Source organism: Georgenia sp. SYP-B2076, assembly GCF_003991205.1.
Classification (GTDB): Bacteria; Actinomycetota; Actinomycetes; order Actinomycetales; family Actinomycetaceae; genus Georgenia.
Map to the genome: position 1 here is coordinate 329,297 of NZ_RXOZ01000022.1, position 25,204 is coordinate 354,500.

22 protein-coding genes are annotated in these 25,204 nt (G+C 73.7%); 12 read left to right on the forward strand and 10 right to left on the reverse strand.

Features of this window, described 5'->3' with window-relative positions; all coding sequences use genetic code 11:
• The first annotated feature begins 229 nt into the window (after window positions 1-229).
• Genes EJK16_RS10830 through EJK16_RS10840 form a run of 3 tightly spaced genes read left to right on the forward strand, consistent with a single transcriptional unit; the run spans window position 230 to window position 3,252 of the window.
• Window positions 230-2,170, forward strand: a complete 1,941-nt coding sequence (locus EJK16_RS10830; protein ID WP_127129148.1) for a glycoside hydrolase family 15 protein — start codon at window positions 230-232, stop codon at window positions 2,168-2,170.
• 23 nt (window positions 2,171-2,193) lie between these two features.
• On the forward strand, window positions 2,194-2,919 hold the full coding sequence (locus EJK16_RS10835) for an MBL fold metallo-hydrolase (RefSeq protein WP_370276015.1): 726 nt from the start codon (window positions 2,194-2,196) through the stop codon (window positions 2,917-2,919).
• 45 nt (window positions 2,920-2,964) lie between these two features.
• Window positions 2,965-3,252 carry a YciI family protein gene (locus tag EJK16_RS10840; protein WP_127129150.1) on the forward strand — a complete coding sequence of 96 codons (288 nt, stop codon included), beginning with the start codon at window positions 2,965-2,967 and terminating at the stop codon, window positions 3,250-3,252.
• Between the two features lie 65 nt (window positions 3,253-3,317).
• Here the strand turns inward: EJK16_RS10840 and catA are convergent, their stop codons facing one another.
• Together catA and EJK16_RS10850 are read right to left on the reverse strand one after the other, a co-directional pair.
• Window positions 3,318-4,175, reverse strand: a complete 858-nt coding sequence (gene catA / locus EJK16_RS10845; protein ID WP_127129152.1) for a catechol 1,2-dioxygenase — start codon at window positions 4,173-4,175, stop codon at window positions 3,318-3,320.
• Between the two features lie 83 nt (window positions 4,176-4,258).
• Window positions 4,259-5,185 carry a LysR family transcriptional regulator gene (locus EJK16_RS10850; RefSeq protein ID WP_127129154.1) on the reverse strand — a complete coding sequence of 309 codons (927 nt, stop codon included), beginning with the start codon at window positions 5,183-5,185 and terminating at the stop codon, window positions 4,259-4,261.
• 260 nt (window positions 5,186-5,445) lie between these two features.
• Here EJK16_RS10850 and EJK16_RS10855 point away from each other — a divergent pair, with 260 nt between their 5' ends.
• From EJK16_RS10855 to EJK16_RS10865, 3 genes are read left to right on the forward strand one after another with little or no spacing between them, the layout of a single operon-like run.
• Complete coding sequence (locus tag EJK16_RS10855) at window positions 5,446-6,135, forward strand: 3-oxoacid CoA-transferase subunit A (protein ID WP_127129156.1); 690 nt, start codon at window positions 5,446-5,448, stop codon at window positions 6,133-6,135.
• Window positions 6,132-6,788 carry a 3-oxoacid CoA-transferase subunit B gene (locus EJK16_RS10860; protein ID WP_127129158.1) on the forward strand — a complete coding sequence of 219 codons (657 nt, stop codon included), beginning with the start codon at window positions 6,132-6,134 and terminating at the stop codon, window positions 6,786-6,788. Before EJK16_RS10855 ends, EJK16_RS10860 begins: the two co-directional genes overlap by 4 nt.
• A 12-nt stretch (window positions 6,789-6,800) precedes the next feature.
• Window positions 6,801-7,970: a thiolase family protein gene (locus EJK16_RS10865; protein WP_127129160.1), complete on the forward strand. Its 1,170-nt coding sequence runs from the start codon at window positions 6,801-6,803 to the stop codon at window positions 7,968-7,970.
• Window positions 7,971-8,130: 160 nt separating this feature from the next.
• On the opposite strand, the gene EJK16_RS10870 is transcribed toward EJK16_RS10865, so the two are convergent.
• Together EJK16_RS10870 and pcaC are read right to left on the reverse strand one after the other, a co-directional pair.
• Window positions 8,131-8,964 (reverse strand): IclR family transcriptional regulator C-terminal domain-containing protein, encoded by an 834-nt coding sequence (locus tag EJK16_RS10870; RefSeq protein ID WP_127129162.1) that lies wholly within the window; start codon window positions 8,962-8,964, stop codon window positions 8,131-8,133.
• On the reverse strand, window positions 8,965-10,128 hold the full coding sequence (gene pcaC, locus EJK16_RS20640; RefSeq protein ID WP_127129168.1) for a 4-carboxymuconolactone decarboxylase: 1,164 nt from the start codon (window positions 10,126-10,128) through the stop codon (window positions 8,965-8,967).
• 288 nt (window positions 10,129-10,416) lie between these two features.
• On the opposite strand from pcaC, the gene EJK16_RS10880 reads away from it, so the two are divergent.
• The gene (locus EJK16_RS10880; RefSeq protein ID WP_127129169.1) at window positions 10,417-11,763 is read left to right on the forward strand and encodes a lyase family protein; all 1,347 of its coding nucleotides are present in this window, start codon (window positions 10,417-10,419) and stop codon (window positions 11,761-11,763) included.
• A gap of 9 nt (window positions 11,764-11,772) precedes the next feature.
• On the opposite strand, the gene EJK16_RS10885 is transcribed toward EJK16_RS10880, so the two are convergent.
• From EJK16_RS10885 to EJK16_RS10900, 4 genes are all read right to left on the reverse strand, one after another.
• Window positions 11,773-12,630: an IclR family transcriptional regulator C-terminal domain-containing protein gene (locus tag EJK16_RS10885; RefSeq protein ID WP_240645933.1), complete on the reverse strand. Its 858-nt coding sequence runs from the start codon at window positions 12,628-12,630 to the stop codon at window positions 11,773-11,775.
• Window positions 12,631-12,748: 118 nt separating this feature from the next.
• Complete coding sequence (locus tag EJK16_RS10890; RefSeq protein ID WP_127129171.1) at window positions 12,749-13,903, reverse strand: TerC family protein; 1,155 nt, start codon at window positions 13,901-13,903, stop codon at window positions 12,749-12,751.
• Window positions 13,904-14,199: 296 nt separating this feature from the next.
• Window positions 14,200-16,296 (reverse strand): excinuclease ABC subunit UvrB, encoded by a 2,097-nt coding sequence (gene uvrB, locus EJK16_RS10895; RefSeq protein WP_127129172.1) that lies wholly within the window; start codon window positions 16,294-16,296, stop codon window positions 14,200-14,202.
• A 79-nt stretch (window positions 16,297-16,375) separates the two neighbouring features.
• On the reverse strand, window positions 16,376-16,897 hold the full coding sequence (locus EJK16_RS10900) for a MarR family winged helix-turn-helix transcriptional regulator (protein ID WP_164737299.1): 522 nt from the start codon (window positions 16,895-16,897) through the stop codon (window positions 16,376-16,378).
• A 178-nt stretch (window positions 16,898-17,075) separates the two neighbouring features.
• Here EJK16_RS10900 and EJK16_RS10905 point away from each other — a divergent pair, with 178 nt between their 5' ends.
• Window positions 17,076-18,863: a BCCT family transporter gene (locus EJK16_RS10905; RefSeq protein ID WP_127129174.1), complete on the forward strand. Its 1,788-nt coding sequence runs from the start codon at window positions 17,076-17,078 to the stop codon at window positions 18,861-18,863.
• 12 nt (window positions 18,864-18,875) lie between these two features.
• Window positions 18,876-19,469 (forward strand): YdeI family protein, encoded by a 594-nt coding sequence (locus EJK16_RS10910; RefSeq protein WP_127129175.1) that lies wholly within the window; start codon window positions 18,876-18,878, stop codon window positions 19,467-19,469.
• 23 nt (window positions 19,470-19,492) lie between these two features.
• Here EJK16_RS10910 and coaE read toward each other — a convergent pair whose 3' ends face one another.
• Complete coding sequence (gene coaE / locus EJK16_RS10915) at window positions 19,493-20,122, reverse strand: dephospho-CoA kinase (RefSeq protein WP_127129176.1); 630 nt, start codon at window positions 20,120-20,122, stop codon at window positions 19,493-19,495.
• Window positions 20,123-20,303: 181 nt separating this feature from the next.
• Here coaE and EJK16_RS10920 point away from each other — a divergent pair, with 181 nt between their 5' ends.
• A complete protein-coding gene (locus tag EJK16_RS10920; RefSeq protein ID WP_127129177.1) occupies window positions 20,304-22,430 on the forward strand; it encodes a glycogen debranching N-terminal domain-containing protein in 2,127 nt (708 codons plus the stop codon).
• A gap of 68 nt (window positions 22,431-22,498) precedes the next feature.
• On the forward strand, window positions 22,499-23,719 hold the full coding sequence (locus EJK16_RS10925) for a glycosyltransferase family 4 protein (RefSeq protein ID WP_205739708.1): 1,221 nt from the start codon (window positions 22,499-22,501) through the stop codon (window positions 23,717-23,719).
• Here the strand turns inward: EJK16_RS10925 and EJK16_RS10930 are convergent.
• Window positions 23,716-24,570, reverse strand: a complete 855-nt coding sequence (locus EJK16_RS10930) for a siderophore-interacting protein (protein ID WP_127129178.1) — start codon at window positions 24,568-24,570, stop codon at window positions 23,716-23,718. The two genes, EJK16_RS10925 and EJK16_RS10930, sit on opposite strands and share 4 nt — an antisense overlap.
• 180 nt (window positions 24,571-24,750) lie before the next feature.
• Here EJK16_RS10930 and EJK16_RS10935 point away from each other — a divergent pair, with 180 nt between their 5' ends.
• Entirely contained in the window at window positions 24,751-25,182 is a 432-nt protein-coding gene (locus EJK16_RS10935) for an OsmC family peroxiredoxin (RefSeq protein WP_127129179.1), read from the forward strand.
• The last annotated feature ends 22 nt before the right edge of the window (window positions 25,183-25,204 follow it).

Sequence of the window (25,204 nt, forward strand, 5' to 3'; positions counted from 1 at the left end):
TACGTGGCCGCACCAGAGTGGCGCACATGTGTTCGATCACAGGTGGCGCCGCTCGCCGCCCACGCGCCTCCCAAACGCCCCCACCGGCGCCCGGCGCATCCCAGCCCGCGGGCCGCGCGAGGACTTGACCGCTCGCGGCCGGGAGGCGGGCGACCGCGTGCGAGGACTTGACCAGTCACCCTCCAATGCCGGCGCGCCGCCGCGGCACCGCTCTGCGAGGATGGCGGAGATGCCTGCCACCGCCGCCGATCTCATCGCCGCCCTCCCCACCGGGCCCGAACGGATCGAGGACTACGCCGTCCTCGGCGACTCACACTCGGTCGCCGTCGTCTCCCGGCGCGGCTCCGTCGACTGGCTGTGTCTGCCGTGGCTGGACTCGGAGGCGTTCTTCGCCGCCCTGCTCGGCACGCCGGAGAACGGGCGCTGGCTGCTGACCGCCGTCGCCGAGGACGGCGAGGTGACGGCGGAGCGCCGGTACGTCGGTGACAGCTTCGTGCTCGAGACCACGTACACGACGCCGACCGGGCGCGCGCGGGTCATCGAGACCATGCCGCTGGAGGACCAGCGGGCCGACCTCATCCGCCGCGTCGAGGGCCTGTCGGGGCGCGTCACCTTCGTGCACGAGTGGATGGTGCGCTTCAGCTACGGCAAGACCAAGCCGTGGATCCACCGCGACATCGACCCCGACGGCGTGCGGGTGATCCGCGCGATCGCCGGCCCGGACTCCCTCACCCTGCACGGCGACCGCCTGCCGAGGGCCGCCGACGGGCGCCACCAGGACGTCTTCGAGGTCGCGGCCGGCGAGCGTGTCGACCACGTCCTGACCTGGACGAGCTCCTGGGACCCCATCCCGGTGCTGCCGGACGTCGACGCGGAGCTGGCCCGCACGGAGACCCTGTGGGCCGGCTGGTCCCGGGCCAACACGTACGACGGCCCGTACCGCGAAGAGGTGACCCGCTCCCTGCTCGTGCTGCGACTGCTGACCCAGGAGCCGACCGGGGGCATCGCCGCCGCCGCGACCACCTCGCTGCCCGAGGAGATCGGCGGCGAGCGCAACTGGGACTACCGCTACTCCTGGCTGCGGGACGCCGCCCTCACGCTCGAGGCGCTGGTGGACCTCGGCTTCCGGGGCGAGGCCGAGAAGTGGCGGCAGTGGCTGCTGCGCGCGGCGGCCGGGGAGCCGGAAAAGCTGCAGATCATGTACCGGCTCGACGGCTCCCGCGAGCTGCCCGAGCGCCAGCTCGACCACCTCCCCGGCTTCGCCGGGTCCGTCCCCGTGCGGGTGGGCAACGCCGCGGTGAACCAGCACCAGAACGACGTGCTCGGGGAGGTCATGCTCGCCCTGGACCTCGCCCGCCGTGCGGGCCTGCACAAGAGCCGTCACTCCTGGGCGCTGCAGCGCCACCTCGTCGACAACATGCTCCGGCACTGGCGCCTGCCGGACCACGGCATCTGGGAGGTCCGGGGCCCCCGCCGGCACTTCACCCACTCCAAGGTCATGTGCTGGGCGGCGCTGGACTGCGCCGTCCGCGGGGTCGAGGAGCACGGCCTGGACGGCCCCGCCGAGGCGTGGCGGGCGGCGCGGGAGGAGATCCGCGCCGACGTCCTGGCCAACGGGTTCGACCCGGCGCTGAACTCCTTCGTCCAGCACTACGGCGCCAAGCACACCGACGCCTCCCTGCTGCAGCTCGTCCAGGTGGGGTTCCTCCCGCCGGACGACCCGCGGATCCTCGGCACCGTCGCCCGGGTGCGGGCCGAGCTCGCCGACGGGCCGTGGGTGCGCCGGTACCTGACGAGCACCGGGGTGGACGGGCTCAGCGGCGGGGAGCACCCGTTCCTGGCCTGCTGCTTCTGGCTCGTGGACGCGCTGGCCCGGACCGGCGACACGGCCGCGGCGCGCCGGAACATGGACGAGCTGGTCGCGGTCACGAACGACGTCGGCCTGCTCGCCGAGGAGTACGACCCCGTGAACCGGCGCTTCACCGGCAACTTCCCGCAGGCGTTCTCCCACCTGGCGCTTGTGCGGGCGGCGCACTCCCTGTCCGTCGCCGAGTCCGCCCCGGTCCCGGTCGGCGCCGCGGCGCCGACCGAGCCGGTCATCCCCGCAGAACAGGGCACACGCACGGGCGAGGACACCGCCGACCCCCGGCCCGCGGCGGACCGCCCGTGACCCCTCCCAGCAGTAGGAGCAGCATGACCGAGCCCACCGACGAAGGAACCGCCATGACCGCCGCCGAGCCCGCCGACGACCTCGCCGGCGCCCACGTCACCCACGGCGGCCCCTCCGCCGTCCACCGTCTCGGCGGGGTCACGGTGCGCAAGGCGTCGGTCTCCGGGGAGGACAACAACGCCTACCTGGTCACCGCCGCGGACGGCGCGCAGCTGCTCGTCGACGCCGCGGACGACGCCCCCCGGCTGCTCGCCCTGGTGGCCGAGGGCTCGGGGCGTCTCGACGCCGTCGTCACCACCCACCGGCACTGGGACCACCACCGGGCCCTGCCCGAGGTCGTCGCGGCGACCGGCGCACTAACCCTGGCCGGCGCGCCGGACGCGGCGGAGCTCCCGGTCCCCGCCGGCCGCACGCTGACCGACGGCGACACGGTCGTCGTCGGCGACCTCACGCTCGACGTGGTCGCGCTGCGCGGACACACCCCCGGGTCGGTGGCGCTGGCGCTGACCGAGCCCGACGACGGACCGCACCCCGGCAGGGTGCACCTGTTCACCGGCGACTCCTTCTTCCCCGGCGGGCCCGGCCGCACCACGTCACCCCGAGACTTCACGAGCCTCATGGACGACCTGGAGCGCCGCGTGTTCGACCGCTTCGACGACGACACCCGCGTCTACCCCGGCCACGGCGACGACACCACCCTGGGCCGCGAGCGCCCGCACCTGGGCGAGTGGCGGGCGCGCGGCTGGTGAGCCTGGGGGCCCGGCGGCACCTCCCCCACGGCTACTCTCTGGAGCATGACGATCTTCGCCGTGGAGTACCACTACGACACCACCCGCACCCAGGACATCGAGACGCTGCGCCCCCAGCACCGCGCCTTCCTCAAGTCGCTGCACGAGGCCGGGACGCTCATTGCCTCCGGCCCGTGGCTCGACAACGCCGCCCCCGGCGCGCTGATCCTCATCCGGGCGGCGGACCACCATGCCGCGCTCGACGCCCTGGACCCGGACCCCCTCCACCGGGCACACCTGATCACGCACCGCGCCGCGCGCGCCTGGCAGCCGGTCATCGGCTCCCTCGCCTGACGACGAGGTACGCCGGTGGCGCCGCACGAGTGCGGCGCCACCGGCGGGTCGTGCTCTCTCCGGTCCTACTCCGGGTCGAGCACGAAGTCGTAGGTGACCTCGTTGCCCGCGCCACCGTCGGTGCGCGGCGTGGGGTTGAGCATGAGCTCGGGCTTCGTCGCCTGGGCGATGTCGTTGTCCGTGTACTCCCCGCCCTCGAAGTAGAGCTGGCTCGTGATGAGCTGGTAGCCGGGGTGCGAGACCTTCAGGTGCAGGTGCGCCGGACGGAACGGGCTCCAGCCCGCCGCGATGGTCATCTGGCCCGTCGCGCCATCTGTGGGGATGGCGTAGGGCGCCGGCTGGATCGTGCTGATCCGGAACCGGCCCTCGGCGTCCGTGACGATCGTGCCGCGCAGGTTCCACTCCGGGATGCCGAGGCCCTCGGCGAACTGGGAGTAGTAGCCGTCGTTGTCGGCGTGCCACAGCTCGATCGTCGCGCCCGGGAGCGGGGTGCCGTCGACGGCCCGGACCTGGCCCTGGAACAGCAGCAGCGTGCCCTCCTCGTCCGCGCGCCTGGGGAGGTCGCACTCCGCGGGCAGCTCGGGGGCGCCCGGCACGTAGTACGGGCCCTCGATCGAGCCCGCCGTGCCCTGCCGGTTGCGGTTGACCACGGCCTCGACCTCGTGCTCGACGAACACGTCGAGCCAGAGCGGCCACTCGCCGTCCTCCCCCACCTTGATCAGCCACGCCTTGAGCGCGTCGTACTCGGCGTACGTGATCTCGTGCTTGCGGATGACCTCGAAGAGTGCCGCGAGGACGTCCCGGATGATTGCGGAGAGGCGCTCGGGCGAGGTGTCCGCCCTGACCTCCTTGTGGAGGAACTTGTCGGTGGCGCTGCCGCCGGAGGCGGCGGCCGCGGGCGCGGTCTCGGTGTGGGCGTTCATGGGACTCCTTCGTCTCTCTGGGGTGAGGTGTGTCGGGTGGGATGTGTCGGGGTGGGGTGCGTCGGGGATGGTGCGGAGAACACTCACGCGACGGCGGTGGTGAGCGCGTCGGCCTCCTTCGGCCTGCTCGGTCCGAGGTGGTCCCCGAGCATGCGGACGAACCGCGCGACGACCGGCGAGGCGTCGTCCTCGCGCCAGGCGAGCGCGAGCTCGACCGTGCCGGCGCCGGCGATCTCGCGGTAGCGCACGCCCTCGAGGGTCAGGGCGCGCACGGAGTCCGGCACGAGCGCGACGCCGAGGCCGGCCGCGACGAGCGCGACCATGCTGGACGTCTGCTCGACCTCGTGCGTGCGCGCGACGCGCGTGCCGGTCTGGCGCAGCGCCGACTCCACGGCGCCGCCCACCACCGACCCCGCGCCGCCGGGGTAGGTGAGGAGCACCTCGCCCGCCAGGTCGGCGATGCCGAGGGCCGCGGCACCCGCCAGGCGGTGGCCGGCGGGCACCGCGAGGACGAGCGGCTCGACGGCGAGGGTCCGCGTCGTCAGTCCCGGCATCTGCACCGGGGGCCGGAGGAGCCCCACGTCCAGGCGCTGCTCCACGAGGGCCCGCTCCTGCGTCGGCGTCAGCATCTCCGAGGACATCTGGAGCTCGACGTCGGGCAGGTAGGTCTGCTTGAGCCGCGCGACCTGGGGCAGCTGACGGTAGGAGGCGGACCCGGTGAAGCCGACCCGGAGGAGGCCGGACCACCCCTGGGCGAGCGCCCGCACCCGGGCGCGGGCGGCGTCGAGGTCGGCGAGGATCGCCACGGCGTCGGTGTAGAAGGCCCGCCCGGCCTCGGTGAGGTCGACCCTGCGGGTGGTGCGGCTGAGCAGCTCCGTGCCGAGCTCGCGCTCGAGCTGGCGCACCTGCTGCGAGAGCGGTGGCTGCGAGATGTGCAGGTGCTCCGCCGCACGGCCGAAGTGCCGGTGCTCCGCGACCGCGACGAAGTACTTCAAGTGCCGGAGCTCCATTGCCCTCCCCTCCCGTGGCGCACGCGTGTGACGGACGGCACACGACGGCTCCACGAGCATAGGCGTGCGCATTTATTCGCACAAATACTTCTGGCGTCCCGATTCATGCCCCTTGCGACTGAGTGGGCCCCGGGCGCCGCTGTGAGGCCGGCGGTGAGCGACGGCGTGCGGCCGTTCCTTGACTTACCCGGGCACCCACGACACGATGTGTTCATTCCGCGCGCAGGTGTGCGCATACCGAACACGGGGAGGCGGTACCGATGCTGCAGGTCACCGAGAGCACCGCTGAGGCGGTCCAGGACATCCCCGACGGCGCGACCGTGATGATCGGGGGCTTCGGCACCGCCGGGCAACCGGTCGAGCTCATCGACGCGCTCATCGCGCAGGGCGCCACGGACCTCACGGTCATCAACAACAACGCGGGCAACGGCGACGTCGGGCTCGCCGAGCTCATCCGGCTGGGGCGGGTGCGCAGAATCGTGTGCTCCTTCCCGCGCCAGAAGGACTCGTGGCACTTCGACGCGAAGTACCTCGCGGGCGAGATCGAGCTCGAGGTGGTGCCGCAGGGCAACCTCGCCGAGCGCATCCGCGCGGCCGGCGCCGGCATCGGCGCGTTCTTCACCCCGACCGGCTTCGGGACGCTGCTGGCCGAGGGCAAGGAGACCCGCCGGATCGACGGGCGCGACTACGTCCTGGAGCACCCGATCCACGCCGACTTCGCCCTCATCAAGGCGCTGCGCGCCGACCGGGTCGGCAACCTGGTCTACCGCAAGACCGCCAGGAACTTCGGCCCGATCATGGCCACCGCCGCCCGGACGACCGTCGTGCAGGTCAGCGAGGTCGTGGAGACCGGCGCCATCGACCCCGAGGTGGTCATCACCCCGGGCGTGTACGTCAACCGCGTCGCCGTCGTGGAGCCGACGCCGGCGCACGAGGAGGCCGGACAGTGACCGAACGACTGACCCGCGACGAGATCGCCGAGCGCGTCGCCCGGGACATCCCCCGCGGCGCCTACGTCAACCTCGGCATCGGCATGCCCACCAAGGTCTCGGACTACCTCGAGGCCGAGCGGCAGGTCACCCTGCACACCGAGAACGGCATGCTGGGCATGGGCCCCGAGGCCCACGGGGACGAGATCGACCTCGACCTGATCAACGCCGGCAAGATCCCGGTCACCGAGCTGCCCGGCGCCTCCTACTTCCACCACGCCGACTCCTTCGCCATGATGCGCGGCGGCCACCTGGACCTGTGCGTCCTGGGCGCCTTCCAGGTCTCGGCCACCGGCGACCTCGCGAACTGGCACACCGGCAAGCCCGGCGCCATCCCCGCCGTCGGGGGCGCAATGGACCTGGCCATCGGCGCGAAGCAGACGTTCGTGATGATGGAGCTCTACACCAGGAAGGGCGAGTCCAAGCTCGTCGAGAGCTGCACCTACCCGCTCACCGGCATCGGCTGCGTCAGCCGCGTGTACACCGACGTGGCGATCTTCGACCTCACCGCCGACGGCGTCGCCGTCACCGAGATCTACGGCGACGACACCATCGACACCCTGCGCGAGTCCACCGGGCTGGCGCTCATCGACCGGGCCGTCCCGGTCCGCTGAGGAAGGAACAACGTGTCCGCTTACATCTACGACGCCGTCCGGACGCCGTTCGGGCGGTACGGCAAGGCCCTGGCGAAGGTCCGCCCGGACGACCTCGGCGCTGCCGTGATCAAGGCGGTCGTCGAGCGTAACCCCAACCTGGACCCGGCCCGGATCGACGACGTCATCTTCGGCAACGCCAACGGCGCCGGCGAGGAGAACCGCGACGTCGCGCGCATGTCCTCCCTGCTCGCCGGGCTGCCCGTCTCGGTCCCCGGCGTGACGGTCAACCGCCTCTGCGGCTCCGGCGTCGAGGCCGTGATCCAGGGCTCGCGCGCCATCGAGACCGGCGACGCCGACGTGATCCTCGCCGGCGGCACCGAGTCGATGTCCCGCGCGCCCTGGGTGCTCCTCAAGGGCGACCGTCCCTTCCCGGCCGGCGACCAGACGCTGGTCTCGACCACCCTGGGCTGGCGCCTGGTCAACCCGCGGATGCCCGCGGAGTGGACGGTCTCGCTGGGCGAGGGGGCGGAGATCCTCGCCGACATGTACCGGATCTCCCGCGAGGACCAGGACGCGTTCGCCCTGCGCAGCCACCGGCTGGCCACCTCGGCGTGGGACGAGGGCCGCTACGACGCCGAGTTCGTGGCCGTGCCGGGCGTCGACCTCGACCGGGACGAGAACGTCCGCCGCGACAGCTCGATCGAGGCGCTCGGCAAGCTCAGGCCCGCGTTCCGTCCCGCCGAGGAGGGGACCGTCACCGCCGGTAACGCGTCGCCGCTGACCGACGGCGCCTCTGCCGTCCTCCTCGCGGGCGAGAGCTTCGACGGCGAGCCGCTGGCCAGGGTCGTCTCCCGTGGGGTCTCGGCCCTCGAGCCGCAGCTCTTCGGCGCCGGACCGGTCGAGGCCGCCAACATCGCCCTGCGCCGCGCCGGGAAGACCTGGGCCGACGTCGACCTCGTCGAGCTCAACGAGGCCTTCGCCTCCCAGTCGCTCGCGTGCCTGAAGCAGTGGCCGGACCTCGACCCGGAGAAGGTCAACGTCGACGGCGGCGCGATCGCCATCGGGCACCCACTGGGCGCCTCCGGCGGCCGCATCATCGGCCACCTCGCCCACGCCCTCAGGGCCCGCGGCGGCGGCATCGGCGTGGCCGCGATCTGCATCGGCGTCGGCCAGGGCCTGGCGGTCGTGCTCGAGGCCTGAGCGGCGCCGCTCCGGACGGCCCGGTCCCTGCGGGGGCCGGGCCGTCCCGTTCCCGGCTCGCCCGGCGCGGCGGCCCGCCGGGTGCTCGTGCGGTTGGCCGCCGGGGGCTCGTGGGGGATGGCCGCCGCGGCGCGCGTCGCGAGCCGTCGCAACCGGTCGCTCAGGGAGTGGCCGCCGCGGGCCCCGGCATGCGCTCGCGGCGCCGCGCGACGGCGGCGGAGATCGCGTCGGCCGTGCGCAGCAGCGCCGTGACCTGGTGCTCGGGCACCACGCCGCCGGGCAGCGCGTACGTGCTCAGCGGCAGGTTGACCGCCGCCAGCACCGCGCCGGCCTCGTCGCGGACGGGGGCAGCCAGCGTGGTCAGGCCGCGCTCGAACTCCTGGTCGACCCGGCAGTAGCCCCGCTCGCGCACCGCCGCCAGCTCCGCGCGCAGCGCGCCGGCGTCGGTGAGGGTCTGCTCCGTCAGGCCCGGGAGCGGCCCGGCGCCGAGGACCTCCTCGCGCGCGTCGTCGTCGAGGGCGGCCAGCAGCACGCGCCCCATGGCTGTCGCGTGGGCCGGCGCCCGCGTGCCGATGTGGATCACCGCGTCGATGATGCGGCTGCCCGGGATCCGCTGGACGTAGACGATCTCCGCCCCGTCAAGCACCGCCATCGAGCACGACTGCCCCGTGGCGCCCACCAGGGCGCGCATCGGCCCGGCGCCGAGCTCGGGCAGCAGCAGGCTGGACCGGTAGGCCGCACCCAGCTCGAGGACCCGCGGGCGCAGGCTGAACTCGCGCCCTCGGACCAGGACGTAGCCGACCTCCACGAGCGTGAGCAGCACGCGCCGCGTCACCGCGCGGTTGAGGCCCGCGGCGTGGGCAGCCTGCGCCAGGGTGAGCGGCTCGTCGGCCTGGGCCAGGGCCCTGATCACGCCCAGGCCCCGGGCCAGCGACTGCAGCCCCTCGGCGGGGGCCGCCGCGTCCCGGTCCTCGTCTCGGGGGGCGGCGGGCACTCAGAGAAGCCCTTCGTCGCGCAGGACCTCGGCCGCCAGCGCGTAGGCGTGGTTGGCGACGGGCACGCCGGAGTACACGGCCACGTGCAGGAGCACCTCCCGGAGCTCGTCGACACTCAGCCCGTTGCGCAGCGCCGCGCGCACGTGCATGGAGAACTCCCCGTCGTGGCCCAGCGTCATGAGCACGGCCAGGGTGATGGCGCTGCGCGTGCGCCGGTCGAGGCCCGGCCGTGTCCACACGTCACCCCAGGCGTAGCGGGTGATGAAGTCCTGGAAGTCCGCGTTGAAGGGGGTGGTCCGCTCCTGCGCCCGGTCCACGTGGGCGTCCCCGAGCACCTCGCGCCGGACCGTCATGCCGGCCGCGTGCCCGGGCCGCTCGGCGTCGAGGTGGTCCAGGAGGTAGCGCGTGACGGTCGGGGCCTGCTGGACGGCGGCGATGTGGGCGGCGTCGTCGACGAGCTCGAGACGGACCTCGGCGCCCCCGGCGCGCACGCCGGCCGCGATCTCCTCGGACATCGCGGCGGGGAGGGCGGTGTCCTGCCGGCCGCCGAGCACGAGCACGGGCGCGGCGATGCGGGAGAGGTCCGGGCGCAGGTCCATCCCCGCGATGGCCTCGCAGCACTGGGCGTAGCCCTCGGGCTCGACGGCGAGGAACGTCTCGCGCAGGCGCCCGCGCGTCTCCTCGTCGGTGAAGGTCTCGGTGAACCACCGGGCCGTGACCGGGTCGACGATGGCGCCCATCCCCTGCTCGCGCACCGTGGCCGCGCGCTCGAGCCAGCTCTCGGTCGTCGGGGAGAAGGCCGCGCTGCACACGACCGCGACGCGGCGCACCCGCTCGGGGCGGTGCTCCGCGAGCCAGAGCGCGACCATCCCGCCCAGGGACAGCCCCACGTGGTGCGCGCTGCCCACCCCGAGGTGGTCCATGAGGCGCGCGACGTCCTCGCCGAGCTGCGCGATCGTCGCCGGGCCCGCCGGGCGCGGCGGGGACGTCGAGGCGCCGTGCCCGCGGAACTCGTAGCGCACGACGCGGTAGCGCCGCTCCAGCAGCCGGACCTGGGCGTCCCACATGTGCCGGTCGGTGCCCAGCGACGAGCCCATCACCACGACGGGAGCGTGCTCGGGCCCGCTGATCTCGTGAGCCGGGAGGTACTCGGCGTCCTGCATGGCGCTCCTTCGGTGGTCGGCGACGGCGGCGCCGGCGTGAGCGGACCGGTCCGCCGGTTCGTCTGACGAACTCTGGGGTGGTGCCGGACGAGGCCCTGGCGGCCCCCCCTCTGCCCGAATCTACTGGCAGCGCAGCCGTTTCGCGGACACGCGGCCGCCGCCGCGCGGCCCGGACCGGATCGCCGCGGCGACGCCAGCCGCACGGTCCGCCGCGTGCGCGAACAACGATGGAAGGATGGCGCGCGACGGCCCCGCAGGCCCGCGGGGCGAGCCGACCTGGAGGCCGCCATGTTTGACGACGAGCTGTTCGGACCCTCGCCGGGCGAGGCGACCCCGGCCGTCGACGACCGCGCCGTCATCGACGCCATGACGCGCGCCGAGGTCGCCCTGCTGCGCGCGGCCCAGTCCTGCGGGGTCGTCCCCGCCGAGGGCGACCCCGCGGCCACGCTCGAGCGCGCCGCGGCCGGGCTCGAGATCGACCCGGGCGACCTGGGCCGCCGCGCCCGCGGCGCGGGCAACGCCGTCGTCCCGCTCGTGAAGGACCTCCTCGCCGCCGTGCCGCCAGAGGTCAGGCCCTGGGTGCACGTCGGGGCCACGAGCCAGGACATCGTCGACACGGCCCTCATGCTGCTCGGCGCGCGCGCGGCGGACGCGGTGCTCGCGCACCTGCAGGGCGCCGTGGGCTCCGCGGCCCGGCTCGCCCGCGAGCACCGCGCGACGGCGATGGCGGGGCGCACGCTCGGTCAGGTGGCGGTGCCGACCACCTTCGGCCTCAAGGCGGCGGGCTGGGCGACCGGCCTGCGGGCCGCGGCGCGGGACCTCCAGCGGGTGCGCACCGAGCGGCTGGCGGTCCAGCTCGCCGGGGCGGCCGGCACCCTCGCGGTCTACGGGGGCGCCGGGACCGACGTCGTCGACGCGTTCGCCCGCGAGCTGGGCCTCGTGGCGCCCGAGGCCCCCTGGCACACCGAACGGTCCCGGGTGCGGGAGCTCGCCGCCGCCCTGGGGTCGGTGCTCGCGGCGGCCGGGAAGGTGGCCACGGACGTGGTGCAGATGGCCACCAGCGAGGTGGGCGAGGTGCGCGAGGGGGGCGGCCCGGGCCACGGCGGCTCCTCGGCGATGCCGCACAAGGCGAACCCCGTCACGTCCGTCCTCGTCCGCTCCGCCGCCGTGCGCGGCCCCGGGCTCGTCGCCACGGTGTTCGCGGCGTCCCTGCAGGAGCACGAGCGCGCGACGGGGCACTGGCACGCGGAGTGGCAGCCGCTGCGCGAGCTGCTCCTCCTCGCCCAGGGGGCCGCCGAGCGCGTCGACCAGCTGCTGGCGAGCCTCGACGTCCGCCCGGAGGCGGTGCAGGCAAACCTGGACCGGGCGCGCCCGTCCGTCATGGCCGAGGCGCTGGCCACCCGCCTGGCCCCCGCCCTGGGGCGTGGCGAGGCCCAGCGGGTGGTCACGGAGGCGCTCGCGGCGGCCACGGCCGAGCACGGGCAGGGGCTCTCCGACGCCCAGCTCGTGGAGGCGCTGACGGCCAGGACCGACCGAGTCTCCCGCGAGGTGCTGATGGGGGCCCTCGTGCCGGCGTCCGCGCTCGGGGCGGTCGACGGCCTGATCGACCGGGCCCTCGCGAGCCTGGACCGCTGAGCCGCCCGGTCAGGGCTCCATGTGCCCGAACGGGCGCAGGTCCGCGTCGATGGCCGCGGCGGTGCGGCGCAGCTCCGGCAGTACCCGCCGGACGAGGTCGCTCGGGCTGCCGGGGGCGACGGCGGTGGCGACGTTGACCGCGGCGATCACGGCCCCGTCCCGGTCGTGCACCGGCACCGCGAGCGAGCGCACGCCCTCCTCGAGCTCCTGGTCGACGTGGGCGTAGCCCTGCTCCCTGGTCTGCTCGAGGATGGCGCGGAGCCGCGCGGTGTCCGTCGTCGTGAAGGAGGAGCGGCGCTCGACCCTGACGGAGGCGATGAAGCCGTCGAGCCAGTCGTCGGACCGGGCGGCGAGCAGCACGCGCCCCATCGAGGTCGACTCGGCCGGGAACCTCGTGCCGGTGCGGATGTGCACCCGCATGACGCTGCGCGTGGCCGCGCGGGCGATGTAGACGATCTCGCCCCCGTCGAGGACCGACGCCGACGCCGACTCGCCCACGCGCTCGGACAGCTCCTGCACGTGGGGGTCGACGACCTCGGCGAGGGTCAGGTCCGCGAGCTGCTCGAACCCGAGCTCGAGGATCCGCGGCCGCAACGAGAACTCGCGCCCCACCTGCTCGGCGTAGCCCAGCTCGACGAGGGTGTTCAGGGCCCGCCGCGCGCCGGCCCGCGGCATCCCCGAGAGGGCGGCCGCCTCGCTGAGCGTGAGGCTCGGGTGGTCGGCGTCGAAGACCCGGATGACCGACAGCCCGCGCTCCAGCGCGCGGATGGTCTCGGGCGCCCGGACGGCGTCGACGTCCGCGTCCGCGTCGCGCCCGGAGGCGGCCGTGCCCTCCACACCGTGGCTCACGCCGTCCCCAGCTCTCACCCTCGGCATGCTAGCGGCCGGACGGACGCGCCCCGGACGCACGTGGCCCGGCCCCTCGGGAGGGGCCGGGCCACATGGGCGTGCCGTGGCCGCGCGGGTCTCCCCGTGCGGCGCGTGCTCAGTCGCGGGTCGGCGTGCCGGCCTGCTCTTCGGCGGGGCGGGCCTCCACCGACGCGTCGGCCTCGGCCGCGCTCGGCGACGCGGCCGTGCCGGACGTCGCGGCGGGGGTGACGTGGTGCTCGCCGACGGCGCGCGCCTCCGCCACGGCGCGCTCCGCAGCGGCCACGCGCGCATCCTTCTTGTTCTTCGCGAGGCTGGCGAAGACGGTGATGAGCAGGACGCCCACGATCCAGGACAGCGAGACGACGATGGTCGGCTCGGGGATGGCCGTCCAGTGCTCGCCCCCGTTGATGAAGGGCAGCTCGTTCTCGTGCAGGGCGTGAACGACCAGCTTGACGCCGATGAAGCCGAGGATCGCCGCGAGCCCGTAGTGCAGGTACACGAGCCGGTCGAGCAGGCCGTCGATGAGGAAGTACAGCTGACGCAGCCCGAGCAGCGCGAAGGCGTTGGCCGCGAAGACGATGTACGGCTCCTTCGTGAGTCCGAAGACGGCGGGGATGGAGTCGACGGCGAACATCAGGTCGGCCGTGCCCAGCGCGAAGATGCAGATGAGCAGCGGGGTGATGAAGGTCTTGCCGCCGTGGCGGTGGACGATCTTGTCGCCGACGAACCCGTCCGTCACGGGCAGGACGCGGCGGATGAACCGCACGACGGCGCTCTCGTGATACCCCTCCTCCACCTCGGCGGGGGCGGCACCCGTGCCCTCACGGGCCTGCGTGTAGGCGGTGTACAGGAGGAACGCGCCGAAGAGGAAGAAGACCCAGGAGAAGTTCTGGATGACCGCGGCGCCCACCAGGATGAACACCAGCCGCAGGACCAGCGCGATGATGATGCCGGCCAGCAGCACCTTCTGCTGGTACTCCCGCGGCACCCGGAACGCCCCGATGATGATGATGAAGACGAAGAGGTTGTCCACCGAGAGGCTGTACTCGGTGATGTAGCCGGCGAAGTACTCGCCGGCGTACTGACCGCCGTAGACCCCCCAGAGGATCAGGCCGAACACCACCGCCAGGGACACGTAGAAGGCCGTCCAGCGGGCCGCCTCGCGGATCGAGGGTGCGTGCGGGGTGCGGACGTGCCCGACGAGGTCGATGGTGATGAGGACGACGACGACCGCCGCGAGAATGATCCAACCGAGTGCATGAACTTCCACAGTTCCTCCGGTACGTAGGGGCAGGTACCGGAGGTCTCTTCCGCCTGGTCCGGGCAATCCTCGACCCTGGTGAGGGGCTGGATGACCGTCGTGGTCCGGGCCGATGACGCCGGGTGGGCTGCTTCACCCACCGTGATGACGACGTCACTGTTCGGGGAATACTCCCCTCCGCTGCGGAAAGAATACGGCAGGCGGGGCCGGATGGCGACGACGCTCCGCGGTGACGTTACGCTCAGGCCCTTCGTCGGCGTCCCGCGGGCGGCGGCGACGGGCCCGCCGCTACGCGTCCGCCACGGCTACGCGTTCGCCGCCGTCATCTGGCGCAGCTCCTTCTTGAGGTCGGAGATCTCGTCCCGGAGGCGGCCGGCGAGCTCGAACTGGAGCTCCTCCGCCGCGCCGTGCATCTGGTCCGAGAGCTCCTGGATGAGCTGGGCGAGGTCCCCGGCCGCGGCGCCGGCGAGCTTCTCGCGCACCGACTCCCCCGTCTTTTTCCGCTCGCGCGTGCCGGGCCCCTTCCCGGCCCCGCGGTACCCGCCCTCGAGGAGCTCGGCCGTGTCGATGTCCTCCCGGACGAGCATGTCCGTGACGTCGGCGATCTTCTTGCGCAGGGCGGTGGGCTCGATGCCGTGCTCGGTGTTGTACGCGACCTGCTTCTCGCGCCGGCGCGTCGTCTCCTCGATGGCCTGCGCCATCGACGGGGTGATCTTGTCGGCGTACATGTGCACCTGCCCGGAGACGTTGCGGGCGGCGCGGCCGATCGTCTGGATCAGCGACGTCGACGACCGCAGGAAGCCCTCCTTGTCCGCGTCGAGGATCGCGACGAGGGAGACCTCGGGCAGGTCGAGGCCCTCCCGCAGGAGGTTGATCCCCACGAGCACGTCGAACTTGCCCATGCGCAGCTCGCGGAGCAGCTCGACGCGGCGCAGGGTGTCGACGTCGGAGTGCAGGTACTGGACGCGCACGCCGCGCTCGAGGAAGTACTCGGTGAGGTCCTCCGCCATCTTCTTCGTCAGCGTGGTCACGAGCACGCGCTCGTGCCGCTCCACCCGGTCGTGGATCTCGCCGAGCAGGTCGTCGATCTGTCCCTGCGTCGGCTTGACGACGACCTCCGGGTCCACGAGCCCGGTGGGGCGGATGATCTGCTCCACCACGCCGTCGGACTGGCTCAGCTCGTACGGCCCGGGCGTGGCCGAGAGGAACACGGTCTGCCCGATCCGCTCCAGGAACTCCTCCCACCGCAGCGGCCGGTTGTCCATCGCGGAGGGCAGCCGGAAGCCGTGCTCGACCAGCGTGCGCTTGCGGGACATGTCCCCCTCGTACATGGCCCCGATCTGCGGGACGGTGACGTGGGACTCGTCGATGACGAGGAGGAAGTCCTCGGGGAAGTAGTCCAGCAGGGTGTTGGGCGCCGTGCCGGCCGCGCGGCCGTCGATGTGGCGGGAGTAGTTCTCGATGCCGGAGCAGGTGCCGATCTGGCGCATCATCTCGATGTCGTAGGTGGTGCGCATGCGCAGCCGCTGGGCCTCGAGGAGCTTGTTCTGGCGCTCGAGCTCCTCCAGGCGCCAGGCCAGCTCCTCCTCGATGCCGGCGATGGCGCGTTCCATCCGCTCCGGGCCGGCCACGTAGTGCGTGGCGGGGAAGAGGTGGACGGCGTCCTCGGTGCGCACGGTGTTGCCGGTGAGGGGGTGCAGGGTGCTCAGGCCGTCGATCTCGTCGCCGAAGAGCTCGATGCGGATCGCGAGCTCCTCGTAGACCGGGATGATCTCGATCGTGTCGCCCCGCACCCGGAACGTGCCGCGGGTGAACGCCATGTCGTTGCGCACGTACTGCATCTGGACGAACTGGCGCAGCAGGTCGTCGCGATCCACCTGCTGCCCCACCCGCAGCTGGACCATGCGGTCGACGTACTCCTGGGGCGTGCCCAGGCCGTAGATGCACGACACGGAGGCGACGACGACGACGTCCCGGCGGGTGAGGAGGGAGTTGGTCGCGCTGTGCCGGAGCCGCTCGACCTCGTCGTTGATCGAGGAGTCCTTCTCGATGTAGGTGTCCGTCTGGGCGATGTACGCCTCGGGCTGGTAGTAGTCGTAGTACGAGACGAAGTACTCGACCGCGTTGTTGGGCAGCAGCTCGCGGAACTCGGTGGCCAGCTGCGCCGCGAGCGTCTTGTTGGGCGCCATCACGAGGGTCGGCCGCTGCACCTGCTCGATGAGCCAGGCGGTCGTGGCCGACTTGCCCGTGCCGGTGGCGCCGAGGAGGACGATGTCCTTCTCCCCCGCGGTCAGCCGCTCCGTGAGCTCCTTGATCGCCGTGGGCTGGTCCCCCGAGGGCGTGTACTCCGAGATGACCTCGAACGGGGCGACTGAACGCTGCAGATCGGTCACGGGACGCATGTGGTAACGGTACGTCCCGGCACCGACACGGGGCGCCGCGGCCGCGGCGCCCCGGCGGGACCCTGGCGGCGCCGGCGCCTCAGGCCGGGTCGCGGCGGCCCGCCGGGGGCCCGCCCGCGAGCCCGGCGGCGAAGCGGGTCAGCAGCTCCGTGAACGTCCGGCGGTCGGCCGCGCTCCACGAGGCGAGCTGCTCCGCGAGCACCTCGGTGCCCGAGGTCCGCACGCGGTCCCGTACCTCGCGCCCGCGCGGGGAGAGGCTGAGCAGGGCGGCGCGCCCGTCCTGGGGGTCGGGCACCCGGTCCACAAGGCCCGCGCGCTCCAGCCGGCGCACCTGCGGCGTGACGGTGGACTTGTCCACGCCCTGCCACGCGGCCAGCGTCGACACCCGCATCGGGCCGTGGCCTGCGAGGGCCTCGACGAGCCACGCGTCGGTGGGCGTCAGCTCCGTGCCGTCGCCGCCCCAGAGGCGGGTCCGCACGCTCGCCCGGCTCGCCCACCGCAGCATCGCCGCGAACGCTGCCTGAAGCCCGTCCTCGGTTTCGCTCGAGCCCTCTCCGGCGCCGTCCTCCGCGGCAGCTGCGCGGCCCCCGATGGTCTCCACATTAGTGAGGCTACACCAACCAAATCGGCCGCCCGCCATCGAGGCGCACCGGAGTCGTGAGCACGAGCGGCCGTCCTCCTGGCGGCGGCCGCGGCGACGCACCGGTCCCCGGCACCCCCTTGGCGGCACCACCCCTCCTGGGGCATCCTCGGAGGCGTCGATCTCGCGGGAGTGTGCCATGGACGACGACAGGACCGGTCAGCGTCAGCACCCGGCGCAGCCCGACACAGAGACCGACGTGCCCGCCGGCGCCGTCGCCCTCGAGAGGGTCGGTTCGACGACCCGGCCCGTGGTGACCTCCCACGGTGTCGTCCTGAAGGTCTTCATCCCGGCCGCGGCGATCGTCCTGGCGTTCGTGCTCGTGGCGGTGGCGTTCCCCCGGTGGCTGGGCTCGCTCATGGCCGCGGCGAACACCGTCGTGGTGAGCTCCCTGGGCTGGTACTACGTCCTCATCGTCACCGGCTTCGTCCTGTTCGCCCTCTACCTGGCGTTCTCCCGGCTGGGTGACATCAAGCTCGGGCGTGACGAGGAGAAGCCGCAGTACGGGATGTTCACCTGGTTCGCGATGCTGTTCGCGGCGGGGATGGGCATCGGCCTGGTGTTCTGGGGCGTGGCGGAGCCGCTGAACCACTTCGCGTCGCCGCCGCCGCGGGCGGTGGGCGGGCCGGAAACCCTCGCCCAGGGGGCGATGACGTACACGTTCCTGCACTGGGGGCTGCACGCCTGGGCGATCTACATCGTCGTCGGCCTGTCCATGGCCTACGTGGTGCACCGGCGTCGTCGCCCCGTGTCCCTGCGCTGGGCGCTCGAGCCCTTGCTGGGCACCGAGCGGGTCCAGGGCGGCTGGGGCCACGTGGTCGATGTCGTCGCCGTCGTCGGCACCATGTTCGGCGTGGCGACGTCGCTCGGCTTCGGCGTCGTCCAGATCGGTGCCGGGCTCGACCACCTTGGCGTGCTGCAGCTCACCCGCACGGCGCTGGTGGTCCTGATCATCGTGATCGCGGGCATGGCCGCGCTCTCGGTCGCGACGGGCCTGGACGCGGGCATCAAGTGGCTCTCGAACATCAACCTCGTCTTCGCGGGCCTGTTCCTCCTCGCCGTCCTCCTGGCGGGACCCACGCTCTTTCTGCTGCGCGAGTTCGTGCAGTCCGTCGGCTCGTACCTGGAGAGCATCGTGCGGCTCTCCTTCGCGACGCTGCCGTACCAGGGCGCCGCGGGTGAGGCGTGGCTGGCGAGCTGGACCACGTACTACTGGGGCTGGTGGATGAGCTGGTCACCGTTCGTCGGCATCTTCATCGCCCGGATCTCACGGGGCCGCACGGTCCGCGAGTTCATCGTGGGCGTGCTGCTGGCCCCCACCCTGGTGACCTTCCTGTGGTTCTCGATCATGGGCGGGACGGCGCTGTACCGCGAGCTCTTCGGCGACGGCGGCCTCATCACCGACGGCAAGGTGGACAACAACACGGCCCTCTTCCAGATGCTCGAGGCGCTGCCGGGCGGCCCCGTGCTCTCGGGCCTCGCGATCCTGCTCGTCGTCATCTTCTTCGTCACCAGCTCGGACTCTGGTTCCTACGTGGTCTCGATGCTCTCCACGGGCGGGGACCCCAACCCGCCGCTGTGGACCCGCCTGACATGGGCCGTACTTTCCGGCGCGATCGCCGCGGTGCTGCTGGGCACCGGTGGCGCCGGTGGCGCGCTGGCGTCCCTGCAGACGATGGCGATCCTCGTGGCCGCCCCGTTCAGCATCGTCATGATCGCGATGTGCGTGGCGCTGTACCGGTCCCTCGGCGCGGACCACGCGACCTCCGAGCAGATCCGGCGAGCCCTGGTGCGCGAGCGCCTGGTCACCGCGGTCGTCGGCGAGCTGGGCGGGCCCGACACACCGCCGAACCGGCCCATCGAACGGAGCGCGGCGGCGGACCGTCTGCGCAGCCGCCTGCTGCGACGCCGCGGGCACGACGGCTGACGTGAGGGCACCATGGCCGTCGAGCTGCCGCAGCTCCTCGTCCCCGACGCGCCCGCGTGGCGCGCCTGGCTGGCGGAGCACCACGGCTCCTCCCCCGGCGTCTGGCTGGTCCTGCACAAGAAGGGCGGCACGGTCACGTCGCTGACGTACGCGCAGGCCCTCGACGAGGCACTGTGCTTCGGCTGGATCGACGGGCAGGGCGCCGCGCGGGACGCCGGCAGCTCGCTGCAGCGGATGACGCCGCGCCGCCCGCGGAGCGCGTGGTCGGCCCGCAACGTCGAACACGTCACCCGCCTCGAGCGCGAGGGCAGGATGACCGACGCCGGTCGCGCCGCGGTGCGTCTCGCCCAGGCGGACGGCCGCTGGGAGCGGGCGTACGCGGGCCAGGCCGCGGCCGAGGTCCCGGCGGACCTGGCCGCCGCGGTGGCCGCCGACGCGGCCGCCCAGGCCATGTTCGACGTCCTGACCGCGACGAACCGGTACGCGCTGATATACCGGATCGGCTCCCTCAAGAGGCCGGAGAGCCGCGCCCGGAAGATCACCGAGGTGGTCGCCATGCTGGCCCGGCGCGAGACGCCGTACCCGCAGACGCGGATGCCGGACTGAGGTGCCGCGCGGGGCAGGCCGGCTCAGGCGCGCCCGCGCGCCTGCGCGAGCAGCCTCGCGTTCTCGGGGACCAGCCGCTCCTCCCAGAGCCGCCGCACCGTCGCGAGGAGCTCCTCCGGGGTCCCCGAGTTGTCCAGCCAGACGTCGGCGATGGCACGCCGCCGCGCGTCGGAGGCCTGGGCGCGGATCCGCGCCAGCGCGTCCTCGGGGGACATCCCGCGGTCCCGCACGAGCCGGCCGAGGCGGACGTCCTCGTCGGCGCCGACCACCACGACGACGTCGTACCTGCCGGCCAGGTCGTTCTCGACGATGAGGGCCACGTCGTGCACCACGACGGCCTCCGGCGGCGCCGCCGCCTGGCGGCGGGCGGTCTCCGCGCCGATGAGCGGGTGTGTGAGCTCCCCCAGCAGCCGGAGCGCCGCCGGGTCGCCGAACACGCGCCTGCCGAGGCCGGGACGGTCCAGGGCGCCGTCGGGTCGCAGCACCTCCGGGCCGAACGCGTCCACCACGGCCGCGAGCCCGGGGGTTCCCGGGGCGACGACGGCGCGGGCGATCTCGTCGGCGTCGATGACGACCGCGCCGAGCCGGGCCAGCTCCCGCGAGACCGTGGACTTGCCCGAGGCGATGCCGCCCGTCAGGCCGATGGTGAGCACGGCGCCGAGCCTAGCGCCGGGCCGCGTGCGGGGCGGGACGCCGCGTCGCCCGCCGAACCTGGCCGGTGCCCGCCGCACACCACGCCCGAGCCCGCTCTACACTTGTCGACGAGCCCCCGCGCACCGCCGCGCCAGCACCGCGGAACCACGCGCCGTGGGGTAGAACGGCGGAGGGCAGGGCATGACGCAGACGCAGACGCACATCCGGCGCCCGGTGCGCGTCACCGGCGCGACGGTCACCCTCCTGGAGGGGTCGTCGTTCTGCCTCAGCACGCCGTGCGGCGACATCGAGCACGGCCTGACCCAGGGCCTGTTCTACCGCGACACCCGCCTCCTCTCGCGCTGGGAGCTGAGGGTCGACGACGAGCCGGTCGAGGCCCTCACGGTGCTCGGCGAGGACACGTACAAGGCCACCTTTGTGGGCCGGGCGCGGCCGCTCACGGGCCTGGCGGACAGCACGTTGCTGGTGGAGCGCCACCGCTTCGTCGGGGCCGGCATGAGGGAGGACCTCGTGCTGCGCAACCTGGGCCGGGAGGCGACCGCGTGCCAGGTCACGGTGCGCCTGGAGGCCGACTTCGGCGACCTGTTCGAGGTGAAGCAGGGGCGCCCGCGCGATCGTGGTCACCACTCCGTCGCACACGATGACGGCGTGATCAGGCTCCGCCGGGACTGGCACGAGCACTCCCACGAAGTGCGCATCATCGCGCCCGGCGCCACGACGGGCTCCGACCACCTCACGTACCGGGCGCTCGTTCCCGCGCGGGGCATGTGGTGCACCACCATCCAGGTCGCCCCCGTCGTCGACGGCGAGGAGCCCCCGCAGTCCTTCCCGCAGGGGCAGGCCATCGAGGAGACGGCCGCCGCGCTGCGCCGTCGCGCGTGGCTCGGGGCGACGCCGCGGATCGACGTGCCCGACGAGGCCGTGCGCACCACCCTCGCCCGCAGCACGGGTGACCTCGGGGCCCTCCAGATCCAGGACCCCGCGAGGCCCGAGCTCCCGGTCGTCGCCGCCGGGGCGCCCTGGTTCATGGCGCTGTTCGGGCGGGACTCCATCATCACCTCGCTGATGACCGTCTCGATGGAGCGGTCGCTCGCGCTCGGCACCGCGGAGACGCTCGCCGCGCACCAGGGCGGCGGCGTCGACCCGCTCACCGAGGAACAGCCGGGGCGCATCGTCCACGAGATCCGCTTCGGCGTGAACGGCTCCGTCGCCCTCGGCGCAAACCGGTACTTCGGGACCGCCGACGCCACCCCGCTGTTCGTCATGCTTGTGGGAGAGCTGCTGCGCTGGGGCGCGGACCCGGACCGGGTCCGCGCTCTCATGCCGCACGTCGACCGGGCGCTCGACTGGGTGGTGCGGCACGGCGACGCCGACGGGGACGGCTTCGTCGAGTACCAGCGGGCCACCGACCGCGGCCTCCTGAACCAGGGCTGGAAGGACTCCTTCGACGGCATCACCTACGCCAACGGGCGGATCCCGGAGGGTCCCGTCGCGACATGCGAGGTGCAGGCCTACGTCTACGCCGCGTACCGCTCCCGCGCCCTGCTCGCCGAGGTCCTCGACGGCGCCGGCGCCGGTCGCCCGTGGTACCAGCGGGCCGCCGAGCTCAGGCGGGCCTTCAACGAGCGGTTCTGGCTGCCCGAGCGCGGGTGGTACGCCCTCGCCCTCGACGGGGAGAAGCGCCCGGTCGACGCGCTCGCCTCCAACATGGGCCACGCCCTGTGGACCGGCATCGTCGACACCGACAAGGCGCCCGCGGTCGCCGAGCTCCTGCTCTCGCCGGAGATGTTCAGCGGCTGGGGCGTCCGGACGCTCGCGAGCTCGATGGGCGCCTACAACCCCATGAGCTATCACAATGGGTCCGTCTGGCCCCACGACAACGCCATCATCGCCGGCGGCCTGCGCCGGTACGGGTTCGACGGCCACGCCCAGAGGGTGGCCTCCGCCATCCTGACCGCCGCCGAGGCGTTCGACGGGCGCCTCCCGGAGCTGATCTGCGGGTTCGACCGGTCCGAGTACGCGGCCCCGGTCCCCTACCCGACGGCGTGCTCGCCGCAGGCGTGGGCCTCGGCCGCACCGCTCGAGCTCGTCCGGGTGCTCCTCGGCGCCGAGGCCTGCGTGCCCCACGGCTGCCTGCGGCTCGATCCCGCCGTCCCGCCCGAGCTCGAGCCGCTCCGCCTGCACGGCGTGCCGATCGCCGGGACCAGGGTGGACGTGGAGGTCACGAACGGCAGCGCCGTCGTGACCGGGCTGCCCGCGGGAATCCGGGTGGTCGACGAAGGCTGTGACTGCATGACCCCCGCCTGAGCCGCTCGGGGGCCCGGAGCCGGGCCCGCGCACGCGGGTCCGCAGAGATCACGAGAGGGCGTCTTCCCATGAATGCCGCGTCACTCCGCATCGCCATGGTCGCTCCACCGTTCTACGAGCTGCCGCCCAGGGGCTACGGGGGCATCGAGACCGTGCTCGCCAAGCTCACCGACGCCCTGGTGGCCCGCGGGCACGACGTCACCCTCATCGGGGCCGGCCGCAACGGCACCACCGCGCACTTCCGCCGCACCTTCCGCGAGCCGCAGGGCCCCCGGCTGGGGCAGCCGCTGCCCGAGGTCCTCCACGCCGCCGCCGCCGCGCGGATCCTGGCGGACCTCGACGTCGACGTCGTCCACGACCACACGCTCGCCGGTCCGCTGCTGGCCCGCGGGCGGGAGACGCCGACGGTCGTGACCGTCCACGGTCCGGTCGCCGGCGAGCCGGGCCAGTACTACCGGCACCTCGGCGCGACGGTCCACCTCGTCGCGATCTCCGAGGCGCAGCGGCGGTGGGCACCGGACCTTCACTGGTGCGGCACGGTGCACAACGCGATCGATCCCGCCGACCTGCGGTTCTGCGCGGAGAAGGAGGAGTGGGTCCTCTTCCTCGGCCGCTGCACCCCCGACAAGGGGATGCACCTGGCCATCGACGCGGCACGGTGCGCGGGCCGCGGCATCCGGCTGGCCGCCAAGTGCAGCGAGCCGGAGGAGCGAGCGTACTTCGAGGCCGAGATCCGGCCGCGCCTCGGCGACGCGGTGGAGTGGCTCGGCGAGGTGGGGGGCGACCGCAAGGCGGACCTGCTCGCCCGGGCGCGGTGCCTGCTCTTCCCGATCCAGTGGGAGGAGCCCTTCGGCATGGTGATGATCGAGGCGATGGCCGCCGGCACGCCGGTGGTCACCATGCGCCGGGGCTCGGTGCCCGAGGTGGTCGCGCACGGGGTCACGGGCATCGTCTGCGACGAGACCGACGAGCTGGCCGACGCCCTCGACGCCGTGGGCGAGATCGACCCGGCGCGCTGTCGCCAGGAGGTCCTCGTGCGCTTCACGCCGCAGGTGATGGCCGCCGGCTACGAGGACGTGTACCGCAGCGTCCTGCTGCGTACCCGCCGCGGCACGCCCACCACCCGGCCGGCACCGCGCCGGGAGGCGCCGCGGCCCGGCCTCACCCTCACGGTCGCCGGGGCGGCGGCCCAGCGGGCGGTCGGCGAGCCCGCGCCGCACACCGGCGGGCACGCCGCGCCCGTCGTCCCGCCGCACTCCCGGCCGCCCGGCCGGGACGTCACGGCCTAGTCGTCCGTGTCCTGGGGATCGATCGGGGCGTGGTGGTCGAGGGCGACCACGCCACGCTTCCAGTAGCCGTCCACCTTGACGTTCCCGGCCGCGAAGGACGACTCGCCGCGCAGCCACCGGCGCAGCGGCACGAGGGAGGTCGCCTCCCCCGCGAACCAGGCGTACCCGGTGCCGTCGCGCGGCACCAGCTCCTGCGCGGCCTCGGCGAGGAGCGTCGTGGTGCCGGGCTCACGCCCGTCGCGGTAGAGGTGGTGCACCGTGTGCTCGGGGCGGACGGCGGCGGCGAGGTAGCCCTCGTCCGCGCGGTCGGAGAGCTCGACGAGCACGTCCGCCGGCGTGCCGACGGGCACCCGCTCGAGCCAGCGCGCCAGCGCGGGCAGGGCGGTCTCGTCGCCCCCGAGCAGCAGGTGGTCCGCGCCTAGGGGCACGAGCTGGGAGGCGCGCGGGCCCGCGATGGCGACGGCGTCGCCCGGCGCCGCCTGCGCCGCCCAGGCGGAGACCGGGCCCGCGTGGTCGTGGAGGACGACGTCGATGTCGATCTCCCCCGGCCGCACGGCGCGGGGCGTGTAGTCGCGGACGACCGGGGCGCCGGCGGGCCGCTCCATGCCCTGGGGACCGACCCGGGGCACGTGGAGCTCACCCGTGGCCGGGTCGGGCACGAACAGCTTGACGTGGTCGGCGGGGCCGTCGGCCACGAAGCCGCCCAGCTCCTCCCCGCCGAGGGTGAGCCGGAGCATCCGCGGGCTCAGGGCCTCCCGGCGCAGCACCGTGAGCCGGCGCGCCGCCAGCGAGTGGCGCACACGTTCGCGGGCGAGGACGGGAGCGGGGGCCGCGGCGAGGTTCTCAGGCATGGCCGAACCCTAGCCCGCCGCCGTGCGGTCACGCCCACGCGCCCATCACGGCCGGACGGCCGCCGCACGGTGCCGCGCGGACCGCCGGCAGCTCCCGGGCGCTGCGCGCCGCAGCCCGCCGAGGCAGGATGGACCCGACCGTCGCGGGCCGGAGGGACCGGCCCGCAGGAGAGGAGCATCATGCCGACACCACTCGTGAGCAAGGGCACCACCACCTGGAACGGCGACCTGTTCTCCGGCTCGGGCAGCACGTCGCTGGACAGCTCGGGCCTGGGGACGTTCGAGGTCGACTGGAAGGCCCGCACCGAGGAGCACGGCGCGAAGACGTCGCCTGAGGAGCTCATCGCCGCCGCGCACGCGACCTGCTACGCGATGCAGTTCTCCAACGAGCTCAAGGAGAACGGCACGTCCCCCACCCGGCTGCGCACCGCCGCGGAGGTCACGTTCGCCGTCGGCTCGGGCATCACCGGCATCCACCTGACCGTCGAGGGCCAGGTCGAGGGCATCTCCGCGGAGGACTTCCAGCGCATCGCCGGCTCCGCGAAGGAGAACTGCCCGGTGAGCCAGGCCCTCAAGGGCACGGACATCACCCTCACCGCCACCCTCGCCTGACCGGCGCGCCACCTCGGGCAGG

What these genes read in the sequence shown, in the direction of transcription:
- EJK16_RS10830 (WP_127129148.1), top strand. Translation starts at nt 230, where the DNA reads ATGCCTGCCACCGCCGCCGATCTCATCGCCGCCCTCCCCACCGGGCCC.
- EJK16_RS10835 (WP_370276015.1), top strand. Translation starts at nt 2,194, where the DNA reads ATGACCGAGCCCACCGACGAAGGAACCGCCATGACCGCCGCCGAGCCC.
- EJK16_RS10840 (WP_127129150.1), top strand. Translation starts at nt 2,965, where the DNA reads ATGACGATCTTCGCCGTGGAGTACCACTACGACACCACCCGCACCCAG.
- catA (WP_127129152.1), bottom strand. Translation starts at nt 4,175, where the DNA reads ATGAACGCCCACACCGAGACCGCGCCCGCGGCCGCCGCCTCCGGCGGC.
- EJK16_RS10850 (WP_127129154.1), bottom strand. Translation starts at nt 5,185, where the DNA reads ATGGAGCTCCGGCACTTGAAGTACTTCGTCGCGGTCGCGGAGCACCGG.
- EJK16_RS10855 (WP_127129156.1), top strand. Translation starts at nt 5,446, where the DNA reads ATGCTGCAGGTCACCGAGAGCACCGCTGAGGCGGTCCAGGACATCCCC.
- pcaC (WP_127129168.1), bottom strand. Translation starts at nt 10,128, where the DNA reads ATGCAGGACGCCGAGTACCTCCCGGCTCACGAGATCAGCGGGCCCGAG.
- EJK16_RS10880 (WP_127129169.1), top strand. Translation starts at nt 10,417, where the DNA reads ATGTTTGACGACGAGCTGTTCGGACCCTCGCCGGGCGAGGCGACCCCG.
- uvrB (WP_127129172.1), bottom strand. Translation starts at nt 16,296, where the DNA reads ATGCGTCCCGTGACCGATCTGCAGCGTTCAGTCGCCCCGTTCGAGGTC.
- EJK16_RS10905 (WP_127129174.1), top strand. Translation starts at nt 17,076, where the DNA reads ATGGACGACGACAGGACCGGTCAGCGTCAGCACCCGGCGCAGCCCGAC.
- EJK16_RS10910 (WP_127129175.1), top strand. Translation starts at nt 18,876, where the DNA reads ATGGCCGTCGAGCTGCCGCAGCTCCTCGTCCCCGACGCGCCCGCGTGG.
- EJK16_RS10920 (WP_127129177.1), top strand. Translation starts at nt 20,304, where the DNA reads ATGACGCAGACGCAGACGCACATCCGGCGCCCGGTGCGCGTCACCGGC.
- EJK16_RS10925 (WP_205739708.1), top strand. Translation starts at nt 22,499, where the DNA reads ATGAATGCCGCGTCACTCCGCATCGCCATGGTCGCTCCACCGTTCTAC.
- EJK16_RS10930 (WP_127129178.1), bottom strand. Translation starts at nt 24,570, where the DNA reads ATGCCTGAGAACCTCGCCGCGGCCCCCGCTCCCGTCCTCGCCCGCGAA.
- EJK16_RS10935 (WP_127129179.1), top strand. Translation starts at nt 24,751, where the DNA reads ATGCCGACACCACTCGTGAGCAAGGGCACCACCACCTGGAACGGCGAC.